Origin of the sequence: Psychroflexus aurantiacus, assembly GCF_010820555.1 — a bacterium.
Lineage (GTDB): Bacteria > Bacteroidota > Bacteroidia > Flavobacteriales > Flavobacteriaceae > Psychroflexus > Psychroflexus aurantiacus.
In genome coordinates, this window is sequence record NZ_JAAIKD010000002.1 from 374,367 (window position 1) to 387,391 (window position 13,025).

11 protein-coding genes and 1 pseudogene are annotated in these 13,025 nt (G+C 40.6%); 8 read left to right on the top strand and 4 right to left on the bottom strand.

Translation table 11 applies throughout. The annotated features are described in order from the left end of the window. Positions 1-47 precede the first annotated feature (47 nt). Positions 48-2,603 carry a translocation and assembly module lipoprotein TamL gene (gene tamL / locus G3567_RS04440; protein WP_164004114.1) on the bottom strand — a complete coding sequence of 852 codons (2,556 nt, stop codon included), beginning with the start codon at positions 2,601-2,603 and terminating at the stop codon, positions 48-50. Positions 2,604-2,634: 31 nt separating this feature from the next. Here tamL and G3567_RS04445 point away from each other — a divergent pair, with 31 nt between their 5' ends. After that, positions 2,635-3,363 (top strand): TrmH family RNA methyltransferase, encoded by a 729-nt coding sequence (locus G3567_RS04445; protein ID WP_164004115.1) that lies wholly within the window; start codon positions 2,635-2,637, stop codon positions 3,361-3,363. Position 3,364: 1 nt separating this feature from the next. On the opposite strand, the gene porT is transcribed toward G3567_RS04445, so the two are convergent. Together porT and ubiE are read right to left on the bottom strand one after the other, a co-directional pair. Further along, a complete protein-coding gene (gene porT, locus G3567_RS04450; protein ID WP_164004116.1) occupies positions 3,365-4,057 on the bottom strand; it encodes a type IX secretion/gliding motility protein PorT/SprT in 693 nt (230 codons plus the stop codon). Between the two features lie 2 nt (positions 4,058-4,059). Continuing rightward, positions 4,060-4,791 (bottom strand): bifunctional demethylmenaquinone methyltransferase/2-methoxy-6-polyprenyl-1,4-benzoquinol methylase UbiE, encoded by a 732-nt coding sequence (gene ubiE, locus G3567_RS04455; RefSeq protein WP_164004117.1) that lies wholly within the window; start codon positions 4,789-4,791, stop codon positions 4,060-4,062. Positions 4,792-4,889: 98 nt separating this feature from the next. Here ubiE and trkA point away from each other — a divergent pair. Next, positions 4,890-6,242, top strand: a pseudogene (trkA, locus tag G3567_RS04460) (Trk system potassium transporter TrkA); the annotation flags it as partial. Positions 6,243-6,277: 35 nt separating this feature from the next. After that, positions 6,278-7,738: a TrkH family potassium uptake protein gene (locus G3567_RS04465; protein ID WP_164004312.1), complete on the top strand. Its 1,461-nt coding sequence runs from the start codon at positions 6,278-6,280 to the stop codon at positions 7,736-7,738. Positions 7,739-7,797: 59 nt separating this feature from the next. Here G3567_RS04465 and G3567_RS04470 read toward each other — a convergent pair whose 3' ends face one another. Beyond that, positions 7,798-9,258, bottom strand: a complete 1,461-nt coding sequence (locus tag G3567_RS04470) for a TonB-dependent receptor (RefSeq protein WP_164004119.1) — start codon at positions 9,256-9,258, stop codon at positions 7,798-7,800. A 108-nt stretch (positions 9,259-9,366) separates the two neighbouring features. On the opposite strand from G3567_RS04470, the gene G3567_RS04475 reads away from it, so the two are divergent. The 5 genes from G3567_RS04475 (at position 9,367) to G3567_RS04495 (ending at position 12,986) form a co-directional block, all read left to right on the top strand. Further along, positions 9,367-10,128: an MBL fold metallo-hydrolase gene (locus G3567_RS04475; protein WP_205521173.1), complete on the top strand. Its 762-nt coding sequence runs from the start codon at positions 9,367-9,369 to the stop codon at positions 10,126-10,128. After that, positions 10,128-10,277 (top strand): hypothetical protein, encoded by a 150-nt coding sequence (locus tag G3567_RS04480; RefSeq protein ID WP_164004120.1) that lies wholly within the window; start codon positions 10,128-10,130, stop codon positions 10,275-10,277. The genes G3567_RS04475 and G3567_RS04480 overlap by 1 nt, the downstream gene beginning before the upstream one ends. Positions 10,278-10,338: 61 nt before the next feature. Then, a complete protein-coding gene (locus G3567_RS04485) occupies positions 10,339-11,451 on the top strand; it encodes a PQQ-dependent sugar dehydrogenase (protein WP_164004121.1) in 1,113 nt (370 codons plus the stop codon). 2 nt (positions 11,452-11,453) lie between these two features. Then, entirely contained in the window at positions 11,454-11,897 is a 444-nt protein-coding gene (locus G3567_RS04490; protein ID WP_164004122.1) for a c-type cytochrome, read from the top strand. An 84-nt stretch (positions 11,898-11,981) separates the two neighbouring features. Continuing rightward, positions 11,982-12,986 (top strand): alcohol dehydrogenase, encoded by a 1,005-nt coding sequence (locus tag G3567_RS04495; RefSeq protein WP_164004123.1) that lies wholly within the window; start codon positions 11,982-11,984, stop codon positions 12,984-12,986. The last annotated feature ends 39 nt before the right edge of the window (positions 12,987-13,025 follow it).

The following is a 13,025-nucleotide window of genomic DNA, read 5'->3' on the forward strand; positions in this document are numbered from 1 at the left end:
TTTTTTAATTAAAATTTCTAAATGTAAAATTAATAAATATATATCTACTAGAACGGGTAATTGATTCCGAAGTTGAAAACCGCATTGCTAAAATTATAGTTTTTAAACCATTTTGTTCCCTCATTTCCCGGATTGTAGGTTTTAAAACCCAGGTCCATTCGGATGACGAAAAAATCGATATCATAGCGTAAACCAAAGCCCGAAGCGATGGAGAGTTCGCTGAGATCCTGCAAGCCATCAAAAGTTGCTGCAGGATTGTCGATGTTATCAAATACATTCCAAATGTTTCCTGCATCAATAAATAAGGCAGAATTTAAGCTTCCAAATAAATTGAATCTATATTCTGCATTGAAGCTGAGCTTGAAGTTGGCTTCATTAAAATCATTGACAGCATTGGTGCTTCCGGGTCCAAGATCATATGGCCTCCAGCCTCTGTTATCATTAGGACCACCGCCAAAAAAACTTCGTGGGAAAGGAATGGAGTTTGCATTTCCATAAGGAATAGCTATGCCGCCGTAAGCGCGAGCAGCCACGACTTGCTGCCCCCCAAGATCCCAGTATTTTATATAATTAAGTTCCGTTTTGACGTATTGGGAAAACTGAACATCGAATAGCCTGTAATTGCCTTCCGGAGTTTGTTCCAGATTTAAAGGACCCGCGAGAAGAGAGAGTATATTTCCTGCCAGTTCTATTTTTCCCCGGAATTGAGAAAAATTTTGATCGTAAATATCCCGTCTCGTACTAAAATCATAACTAAAGTTGGAGGCGACGATAAGGTTATTTTCTGTCAACCGCTCCCGGCGTTCGATAAGTGAACTGGCGGTTTGTTGTTCTTCACCGCTTAGATTTATAGTCTGAGTATTGATGTCCCTGATAAATCCAGCCGTACCCGTAGGTATGATTAAATCGAGTTCACCTTCATTATTTTCAAAAAGAAATTCAGGATTCACCTGATCGATATTGTTTCTTGAAATCTGATTCAGTTCTGAATACGAATTTCTGAAGACGTTGAAGAAATTTGCTGCATTCAGATTGTTCACAAACTGAATATTCATGAGGTCCAGTTGATAGGAAGTTCTGTCTTTTGGTTTCCAGCGGTAACCAAAAACAGCATTGAGGTTTCGCCGGTCTAAACCGATATTTTGCTGAGTGCTGAAACCAACGCTGGCAGAGGTGAAGGGGGACATGGTGTTTTTGATGATGCTTTGAACGGAAAACGGAAAGATAATTCGAGGGAAATTCAACCTTAAATCTGCGCCATATTCAAGAATATCCAGGAACTGGTCATTAGAAGTTGAGAGATCTCTGGAGGATCCAAAGTTACCCCTGCCGGAAAGTTCCAGGGTTTCTGCACCTCTGAAAATATTTCTGGCTAAAACAGAGGTATTGAATCCGATACCGAACTGCTGAATATTGCTCTGGCTTACATCCACACTAAAGTTGGTGGAAAATCTTTCTTTGGGCGTGAGAAAAATATTGGCGATTAACCCATTGCCGGTACTGTCTCTGGGATCTTCCTGATAAAGTATGTTGGGGTATTTGAAAATTCGGGTTTCTGAAATCCTGTTGTTCGTTCTTGCCCGGTCAATATCTCGGTAAAGACTGTCTTTTTTGATAAAAATAAAATTGGACAGAACCTTTGGATTCAGCTTTAAATCTCCAAAGGAGTAGATATTGGTGCTGTTATATCTGGCAGAATCTTCCACTTTTCTGGTAGTGCCGTCGTAGTCTGGAAAAACATTGACCTGGCTTATTCTATGAATCTTAAAGGGAATGGAAGCGAGGGTATCCTGAAGATCTACCCTGCGGTTAGAGATGTTAAGCTCAAGATTGATCTTTTGGTCGTTACCCAGAGTATCGGCATAAAACGAAATGTATTCCTTTTCAAAATGATAAAGTCCATGGTTTCTGAAATAACCGCTCATGAAGTCTCTGTCGCTATTGAAAGCATCGGTATTGTATGGTTTACCAACCTTTACGCGGTTATCTTTTTTAATGCGCTGGTACAGAGAGTCCACTGCTGCAGACTCAATGTTTTCTGAAATGCTATCAATGACATATAAAACGCCGGGATTGACCTTGTAGTCGATCTTCACCGTCTGATTTACAGAGTCTTTCTGAATGCTAAAATCCGCATCGGCATTAAACCATCCATGATTCCAGTACCAGGATTCCAGTTTACCTAAAGAGCTTTCCGTCTTTTCGCGATCAAAGAGGGTGGGGGGTTCACCGGTTTTTTTGATTGAGGTATTGACATTAATCCAGAATTTCTTCAGTTGGATGACCTGCCTCTTAGAGAGTAATGAAGTCAGCCTGTCAGCGCGTTGTTTTCGTTTTCCAACCCAGCTGATAAAACGCTCTTCAGGCTTGGTTTGCGCTAAATTATAAATCTGTAGTTTTAGGGGGAAGCCTAGCAGTTTGGTGTTGGTTTGTTGAGAAAGCTGATTGTAGATTTCGGTCTTTGTTACCAAAGTGTCGTTACTCGTAATGCTTTGCTCTGTAATTAAATAGTCGTTTTCACTTAATTTTCTTGTGACATCACAGGAGAAAAACAGGAAAGCAATTAAAAGAATTAATGGTAGTTTTGTGAGTCCGTAGTTCAAGTGTGTGATGTTTTCAAAAATATAATTTTCAATGCTCAGTAAAAATCAAATTAAACTTATCAATAGTTTAAACAAAAAAAAGCACCGTTTAGAACACGGTCTCTTCGTCACTGAAGGTGTAAAAGTAATCAAAGAATTTTTAAAAAGTTCCTTCACCCTAAGAGCTTTGTATTCTGTAGCGGATATTTTTCATATTGAAGAAGGCGAAAGCCATATTGTTTCAGAAAAAGAGCTGGGTAAGATTTCAAATTTGAAAACCCCGCAAACCGCACTGGCTGTATTTGAAATTCCAAAATCCCTGCCGCTTCAAGCGACTTCTCCACTGAGCCTGGCACTGGATGGGATTAGAGATCCCGGAAATCTGGGGACTATCATTCGCATGTGCGACTGGTTTGGCATCGAGCAGCTTATCTGCTCTCAGGATACGGTAGATTGCTATAATCCCAAAGTCGTACAGGCCACGATGGGATCTCTTGTCAGAGTGAAAATTACTTACACCGATTTAAATTCTTTTTTATCCACGTCTTCGGCATACACCTATGGTGCTTATATGACAGGGACCAATGTCTATACCACTGATTTGGAAACCGAAAACGCAATTATTGTTTTAGGCAATGAAGCCAATGGCATTAGTACAGCTGTTCAGCCTCATATAGATGAACGGATTTCTATTCCGAGTTACGGAAAATCTCAGGGGGCCGAAAGTCTCAATGTGGCCATGGCCGGCGCAATTCTCCTGAGTGAGTTTAAACGCCGATAGGCTACTGAAAAGTAAGATTGATAAAAATCCCTCTGGTTTTTAAGGATTCTATATTGGATGTCCAGGGACTAGCAGGGTCATCATCTCTTACCAATTCGTCTCCCATACCAAAAACGCCTCGTATAGAGGGTGTGAATTTGAAATAATCGAAATAAAAATCAATTCCGAAGCCGACTTCGTAATAGTAATTTTGTGTTTTTAACCGGAACTGCCCTGCAGAATTGTCCTGAGGATTGTCTTCATTACTGGATAAATTATGGGATACCGACATACCGCCAACCACAAAAGGCTTGAAGTTATTGATGCGTTTCGAAGAAAACTTAAGCAATAAGGGAATGTGGATATAGGTCGAATTTAACGCCCGGATGCGATCGTTATCATTTTCGAAATTCTGAAACGTAAGAGTTCTGTTTGAAAAGACGACACCGGGTTCCAGCCTCAGGTCGATATAGTCATTGATTCTCAAATTACCGATTAAGCCCACATTAAAACTCGGACTTTTTTGGACGTCGATGCCCTGCGTTTGGTCCTTATAGTTGATCTGGAAATCATAAACATTACTCCCGAGAAAATATCCCCAGGACCAGCGGGGTTTGTCAAAATTTTCTTTGTTTAAGACTTTCTCCTTACTGAAAAGCTGAGCGCTTGAGCTGTTGTATCCCAAAAGAAAAATCAAAACAATAAGAAACCTCATAATTATGTTTTAGATGCAGAATATATGGTAGAAACCCCAAATGTTTGTGGGTGATTTTCTACATCTGTAAACCCGATTTTCCTTAAAATATTGTTGAACTCTTCCCCATAAGGAAAAACTGAAGCGCTTTCACTTAGATACTGATAGGCGCTTTTATCTTTTGAAAAAAGCCTTCCTATGCCTGGTAATATGTAATTGGAGTAAAGCTTATAGCCCTGCTTGAAAGGGAACCTGGTAGGAACAGAAGTTTCCAGAACAACGAAAATGCCTCCCGGAGAGAGTACCCGGTAAATTTCTGAAAGGCCTTGTTCTAAATCTTCGAAATTTCTAACGCCAAAAGCTACCGTAATTGCATCGAAGGTATGATCGGGGTAAGGCAAGTTTTCGGAATCTGCCTGGACCATTTCTATGCGATGATCCAAATTCTTGGCGTTGATTTTATGTTTTCCCACCTGAAGCATTCCTGCAGAAATGTCGAGACCTATAATTTTTTCAGCATCAGAATCTGCCAAGGCGATTGCCAGGTCTCCTGTTCCCGTGGCTACATCCAGAATGTACTTAGGGTCGGTTTTCTGGACCATACGGATGAGTTTCCTTCTCCATTTCTGGTCAATACCAAAAGAAATAACCCGGTTCAGCCCATCATAATTTCCTGAAATGTTATCGAACATCTGCTCAACCTGCTTTTTCTTTTCTAGTTCAGAATCTTTATATGGCTTGACATTCTTGCTCATGAAAGTTTTTTTTGCGAAGATACATCTTCTGAAGAATACACTTACTTAATAAGAAATGACTTAAGACTACTTTTTTAAAATTTTACCTTAGTTTTGCCTATATGAAAATAATCATTGCAGGTGCAGGTGAAGTTGGTTTTCATCTCGCACAACTTTTTTCTTACGAGTCCCATGAAATCACTTTGATCGATATCGACGAGGAACGATTAGAATATGCCAATAAACACCTGGATATCAAGATATCAGTTGGTGACGCTACCTTACCCAGTGTCTTGAAAGAAGCGGACATTGCTCATACCGATATGCTTATTGCCGTCACTTCCAACCAGTCCATCAATATATCGGTATGCGTATTTGCAAAACAAATGGGAGCCGGCAGGACTGTTGCCCGGGTGTCTAACCAGGAATTGCTGGAGGCAGAAGATGTCATCGACATGAAAGCTCTGGGCATCGATGAAATGATTTCTCCGGAAGCCCTGGCTGCCAATGAAGTAAAAATGCTTCTGAACCAGTCTGCATTTACCGATACATTCAAGTTTGATGACGGTGCCCTTACCATGATGGGGCTTACCCTAAGATCCAAAGCACCATTTGTAGGAAATACGGTACAGGAAGCCGCCGATATATTCCCCGGACTGCATTTTGTTCCTATAGCTTTACAACGCTATGGAACTCAGTTAACCATCATTCCCAGAGGAGATACAGAATTCAAGAGAGGCGACAGAGTCTACTTTATTACCGATGCTGAAGGTGTTGAGGAGTTGTATAAACTGACAGGAGCCGTGAAGCGCTCCATCAAAAAAGTGATGATTCTTGGCGGAAGTAATATTGGAAGAACCCTGGCGAAAGACCTTTCCAATGATAATTTCTCTGTAAAGCTGATCGAAAAAAACCATGATAAAGCCCTTCATCTGGCTAATATTCTCCCCAATACGCTTGTGATTAATGCTGACGGGAGAAATGTTGAAATTTTGAAAGAGGAAAACATCGGTAAGATGGATGCATTTGTTTCTGTCACCGAAGACTCTGAAACCAACATCATCAGTTGTCTGGTAGCCAATTCAAAAGGGGTGCGTAAAACCATAGCCCTGGTTGAAAACATGGATTATTTTCACCTGAGCCATACCATAGGAATTCATTCTCTGGTCAACAAGAAATTACTTGCGGCCAACAGTATTTTCCGTTATTTACGAAAAGGGGAAGTCGTTGCCATGACCAAGCTTAACAATATGAACGCCGAACTCTTAGAGTTTGTCGTGAAGGCCGGTTCTAAAGCTACGAATAGTAGAATTGTAGATATAGATTTTCCCAGAACAGCCGTAGTTGGAGGAGTTATAAGAGACGGGAAAGGAATTATCGCTCTTGGAGATTTCAAGATTCGGGAAGGGGATAGGATAGTGGTCTGTACGCTCCCTAAATCAATAAAGAGTGTAGAAAATTTATTTTGCTAGTGTCAAATTTAAATTCAAAAATTGTTGCTCACGTCATGGGTATTCTCCTTCTGTTCAATGGAGGCTTTATGCTCATTCCTTCAATTTACAGCTGGATTATCGGTGAATCCGTCGCCTTGGACATCGGTGTTTCTGCCCTAATATCCATTGCAGTAGGCCTTTTTGCCATGTTCTTTACAAGAAATCACAACAAAGATATTTCTCCTAAAGAAGGTTACCTTATTGTCAGTCTGGGGTGGTTGTTCATGGTGCTTAGCGGCATGCTACCTTATCTGATTTCCGGTGAAATCAGCGGTGTGGAAAACAGTTTTTTTGAAACCATGTCCGGTTACACCACCACCGGGGCTTCGGTAGTGAATGATATTGAAGCCTTATCTCAGGGGATTCTGCTTTGGAGAAGCCTGACCCACTGGATTGGTGGTATGGGTATTATCGTTTTAGCCGTGGCTATTCTGCCTTTCTTGGGCATAGGGGGGATGCAGTTATTCTCTGCAGAATCTCCGGGACCCAGTGCAGATAAAGTCAAGCCTAAAATAGCAGATACAGCAAAGCGTCTGTGGTTTATTTATTTTGGCTATACCCTTTCTGAAACCATTCTGTTAAAAGTGGCCGGTATGAATTGGTTTGATGCGACAAACCATGCCTTGAGCACCCTTTCCACCGGAGGTTTTTCAACTAAAAATGCAAGTCTGGCCTATTGGAATGATTCCCCGGTCATTCAGTATATAATCATATTGTTCATGTTTCTGGCAGGAACCAATTTTGTAGTGAGTTACTATGCTTTCAAAGGAAAGTTTAATAAAGTACTGCATAACGAAGAGTTCAAGTGGTATTTCTTCTTTATCGCAGGATTTACTGCAATCACTTCGCTTTCTATCTACTTTTTGTCAGATCCGGGTATAGCGAGTATCGATTATCCCATGGTGCTGGGTGAAGCAGAAAGTGCAGTGAGACATGGATTGTTTCAGGTTTTGGCGGTGATAACCACGACGGGATTTGTCACAGCAGATTACACCTTATGGACGCCATTGGTTACCCTTTTGTTTTTTGGACTTTTTTTTCTGGGTGGCTCAGCCGGTTCTACTTCTGGTGGCGTCAAGGTGGTCCGGCATTTGATTATGATCAAAAACGGGTTTCAGGAATTTAGAAGAATACTGCATCCCAATGCGGTATTGCCGGTTCGGTATAAAGGCTCTTCCGTAGATCAAAAAATTGTTTATAACATCCTTGGCTTTTTTATCCTGTATGCCCTGTCTTTTATCCTAGGTGCAGTTGTTTTTGCTGGAACAGGTTTAGACTTTGAATCTGCATTAGGAGCTTCAGCATCTTCCCTGGGCAATGTTGGTCCTGCATTTGGAAATCTGAGCCCTGTAGATAACTATGCTTCGCTGACGGTGTTTGGAAAGTACTGGAGTTCGTTTCTTATGCTTATCGGCCGGCTAGAATTGTTTACAGTGCTTATACTATTCACCCCTTATTTCTGGAAGAGTACCTAAAAAAAAGCTGTCTCTTTACTGAGGCAGCTTTTTAAGTTCATTTAAAATTCGGTCAGAATTTAATACCCTACTTTTTCAGTTATTTTCTTGTAATCTCTTTGGAAAAGTTCCTGCTCCTCAATCATTTTGGCTGTTTTTTCAGGTACAGCTTTTTGCCATCCATCTTCTCCGCTGGATATTTTTTGCAAGAGTTCTCTTGAAAAATAACCCAAGATGTCTTCATCATAGTCTTTAATGTCAACCACTCGGCCGTTGTATTTGAAGAATTTATAAAGTTCCTTCATCCTTGGGTGAACCTTTAAGTTATCGCTGGTGGTTATTTTTCCTGTCTTAGGATCCTTATAAGGATACAGATACACTCTCAAATCCTTAAAGAATAACTTACCGAAGGCTTCTAGAATTCCACCGCTAAGGTGTCTGTAGTATTTTTCGTCGAAGACATCAATAAGGTTGTTGACCCCCATGGCCAGTCCCATTCTTTCCTTGGTATAATTTGAAAAATATTCAACAAGCTTATAGTATTCCTGAAAATTGGAGATCATTACCGTATGTCCTAAAGCACACAGCAGTTTGGCTCTGTCCATAAAATCTTCCTCATTGATTTCTCCTTCAGATCTCAAATTGGATAATGTAATTTCAAAAACAGCCTGGATATTGTCTTTTTTTACTTTCTTTTCCTTTTCAAATAATTCCAAAGCGGTATCGTAAATATCCATATTTACTTTGGTTACCGGTCTAAAACTTCCTCTCAGCGCAAGAATGTTTTTCTTGTAGAGGGCTTTGGCAGGAAGAATGTTATTTCCGTCAGGAGCAAACATAACTGCTTCTGTCATGCCGTTTTTGACGAGCTGTAAGCTCATGAGTCGGTTATCCACATCTTCAAACACAGGACCTGAAAAATTGATGGTGTCAATTTCAATTTGATCTTTATAGAGATGATCATAGAGTTCGTTGAGAATTTGTTTAGGATTGTTGTGGGCGTAATATGCCGCATAAATCAAGTTTGTACCTAAGATTCCCAAGGTGTTTTGCTGTAATCTGGCGTCGTTTTCTTTGAAACGAATGTGCAAAACAATTTTATTATACTCTGATTTTGGTTTTAACTGGTATTTGATACCTACCCAGCCATGACCTTTGTAACGTTTTGCAAAGTCGATGGTTGCCACTGTATTGGCATAGGTGAAGAATAATTTATTGGGGTGTTTATTCCTTGAAATCCGCTCTTCTATGAGTTTCGTCTCGTAGTCCAGCATTTTTTGAAGTCTGCTTTCGGTCACATAACGCCTGTCTTCTTCAATTCCGTAAATGGCATCGCTAAAATCCTTATCGTAGGCACTCATGGTTTTGGCTATGGTTCCGGAAGAACCGCCAGCTCTGAAGAAATTTCTAACTGTTTCCTGACCAGCTCCTATTTCTGCAAAGGTGCCGTAAATGTTTTCATTAAGGTTTATTCTAAGGGATTTGTCTTTGATGGAAGGTGCGCTTTCAAAATCTTTGTCACCCATAATTGTTATAGACATAAGCTATGTTTTTGTAAAATCTTAAACAGTGATTAAACTCTAAACAAATGTAACTAATACTCCTAGCTTAAGGAAAAAAAACAATAGTTTTGTATCAAAAATAACGTTTTGAAGGTAACATTTTTAGGAACAGGAACATCTCAGGGAGTGCCTATTATAGGAAGCGAACATCCTGTATGTTTGAGTAAAGACCCCAAAGACAAGAGACTGCGCGTATCTGTTTTGCTGGAATGGGAGGATTATGCTTATGTCATCGATTGTGGCCCGGACTTCAGACAGCAAATGCTGGCCAATAATGTTAAAAAAATTGATGGTATTCTGTATACCCACGAGCACAACGACCACGTGGTGGGTCTGGATGATGTGCGTCCTTTTTACTTTAGACAGGGAAATATCTCAACCTATAGTCATAAACGCGTTTTGGAAAGTTTAAAACACAGGTTTGAATATGTGTTTGAAACCGAAAACAAATATCCGGGCGCACCGACTTTAGATACCAATATCATTGACGATTCCCCTTTTATGCTGGGAAATAAAGAAGTTGTCCCTGTGAATGTGTACCATCCCGAGCTCCAGGTATACGGCTTTAGGTTTGGTGATTTTGCGTACATTACAGATGCCAAAGTGATTCCCGATCAGGAACTCGATAAACTTAAAGGGGTGAAAACTTTAGTGCTGAATGCCTTGAGAAAAGAAGAACACAGATCGCATTTCAGCCTTGAACAGGCCATAGATGTGGTTGATATTTTAAAACCTGAACAAGCGTATTTTACCCACATAAGTCACCACATGGGTTTTCATGAAGAAGTTCAGAAAGAACTCCCTGAAGGCATTTATCTGGCTTATGATAATCTCCAAATTGAAGTCTAATGGCCAAAACGATTTACCTCTACCTTTTTGTATTAAGTGCCTTACTGGCGGTATTTCTTTATTACAACAGTAAAAAAATAATTGATGATCAGGAACAAACCATCAGGGAACTTCAGAATGAAATTGAAGTATTAGAATCAAAAAAATAAATTTTTCATAATTAAGGCCGCGTTATAAAGCATTTTTAGAAATTAGTGCAAAATTATAACGATGAAAATTAAAGCATTTACCCTTTTTGTATATTGTGTAGGCTTTCTTGCTTGTGCACAGGAAGATACAGGTATTCAAACCCTAGAAAACGATTATGAATATGAAGTCATTATCGATGCTATCGATATAGCTTGGGGTCTGGATTTTTTCAAGGATGGAAGTTTTTTAGCAACCTCCAAGGAAGGTCAGGTATATTACCACAAAAATGGAGAGACCACCATGGTGGCAGAAATTCCCAATATATACAACAGGGGACAGGGAGGTTTGCTCGATTTAGAGATACATCCCGAATATCCTGAAAAGCCCTGGGTGTATATGTCGCATGCCTCAACTCTTGGTGAAGAAGAAGGCGGACATACCGCTTTGGTTAGAGTCCCGTTTATAGATGGGAAAATGGGTGAAATCGAGTTGCTTTACAAAGCCTCTCCCAATACCACCAAAAGTGTTCATTTTGGCAGCCGATTGCAGTTCGACCGGGAAGGTTATCTCTATATGTCGATTGGTGAACGCGGTGCCAGAGAGGTGAATCCCCAGGACATCACCCGAGATGGAGGAAAGATCTACAGATTCCATGATGACGGGTCCATTCCAAAAGACAATCCGTTTTACATTTTAGAAAATTCCAAAAAAGCCATTTATTCCTACGGTCACAGAAACCCTCAAGGCATGGATATGCATCCCGAAACCGGTGAAATCTGGGTACACGAGCATGGTCCAAGAGGTGGAGATGAAATCAATATTATTAAAAAAGCCGCCAACTACGGATGGCCTATTGTCAGTTATGGTATCAATTACGATGGCACTGATTTTACAGATGAAACCTCCATGCCAGGCTTGAAACAGCCCTTTCATTACTGGGTGCCTTCCATCGCTCCTAGTGGAATGGCCTTTGTCACTTCAGATAAATACCCTGAGCTCAAAGGCGACCTTTTGGTGGGATCGCTCAAATTCCAATACCTGGAACATCTGGATCTGGAAGAAAATTCAGTTCAGAAAAGAGTTAAACTACTGGATAAAATCGGGCGTGTAAGAAGTGTCAAACAAGGACCGGATGGATTTATTTATGTCGGTGTTGAAGGTATGGGTATTATTAAAATGCTTCCAAAATCTTAAGTATGAAATTTTATATAATACCGGTTATATGTGTTTTGAGTCTCTTTGTTAGAGAGTATCAAAGCGACTCCTCCTCTCTTTATGAGCCTATTGTTCAGGAAAAAAATCTGGAGCAAAGCATAGCGGATGGAAAAGCAGTCTATTCTGAATTTTGTATGCGTTGCCATTTGCCCCAGGGTGAAGGAGTGGAAGGGATTTATCCGCCACTGGCAAAATCCAACTGGCTTTCAGAAAAAAGAACTAAAAGTATAAAGTCTGTAAAATATGGCTTAAAGGGAGAAATTGAAGTGAATGGTGTAACCTACAACAACAACATGACGTCGATGGGCTTAACCGACAGAGAAGTGGCCGATGTTATGAATTATATCCTGAACAGTTTTGGAAACGAAGACATAGACAGCAAACAGGTGACTTTAAAAGAAGTCGCCGGTCTTTCTGAAGACTAAGTTTTTTGATAACAGCCGTTAAGGTTAACAGCAACTTCATCTTCAGAGCAGAGCATATTTTATTAATCATAAAATCGAACAAACATGAAAGCAGCACAAATTAAAGAAGCAGAAGGAGAGTTTTATATTGTAGATTTAGACAAACCTACTCCAAAAGTCAATGAAGTTTTAATTAAAGTTCAGGCTTGCGGTATTTGTCATTCAGACGCCTTTGTAAAGGAGGGTACTTTTCCTGGTCTGGAATACCCAAGAGTTCCCGGTCATGAAGTGATAGGGACTATTGAAGCGGTTGGAGAACAGGTGAACATATGGAGAAAAGATCAGCGCGTTGGTGTTGGCTGGCATGGCGGACATTGTTTTGAATGTGAGCCCTGCCGAAGAGGGGATTTCATTTCCTGTGAAAATGCCAAAGTGAGTGGAATTTCTTACGATGGCGGGTATGCCGAGTATATGTGCGCTCCTCAGGAAGCTTTGGTTGCCGTCCCCGATGCCTTAAAATCTGAGGAAGCTGCACCCTTGTTATGTGCCGGTATCACCGTTTTTAACGCACTGAGGAACTCAGGCATTACCGCGGGAGATTTGGTTGCTATCCAGGGTATTGGCGGACTTGGACATTTAGCCATTCAATATGCTCATAAAATGGGTATGAAAACCGTAGCTATTTCCACATCTGACGATAAAAAAGAACTGGCTACCCAGCTTGGAGCTCATCATTTCATCAATGCCAAGTCTGAAGATGCCGCAGAAAAACTTCAGGAACTGGGAGGAGCAAAATTGATTTTAGGAACAGCCCCAAGTGCTAAAGCGATGACTTCGGTGATCGGTGGACTTGGTATAGACGGTAAATTATTGATGGTAGGCGCAACGCCAGACCCCGTAGAAGTGTCTCCTATGGAGATGCTGATGGGCAGAAAATCTGTCGCAGGCTGGCCAAGCGGAACCCCAACAGATTCTGAAGACACCTTAAATTTTAGTGCCCTATTCGATACCAAGACTATGATTGAAGAATATAGCCTGGACGAGGTCAATGAAGCCTACGACAGAATGATTAACAACAAATCAAGATTTCGTGTGGTTTTAAAACCTTAAACGATAAATTCGATTTTAATTTCAGACTCCTCTTTAAAC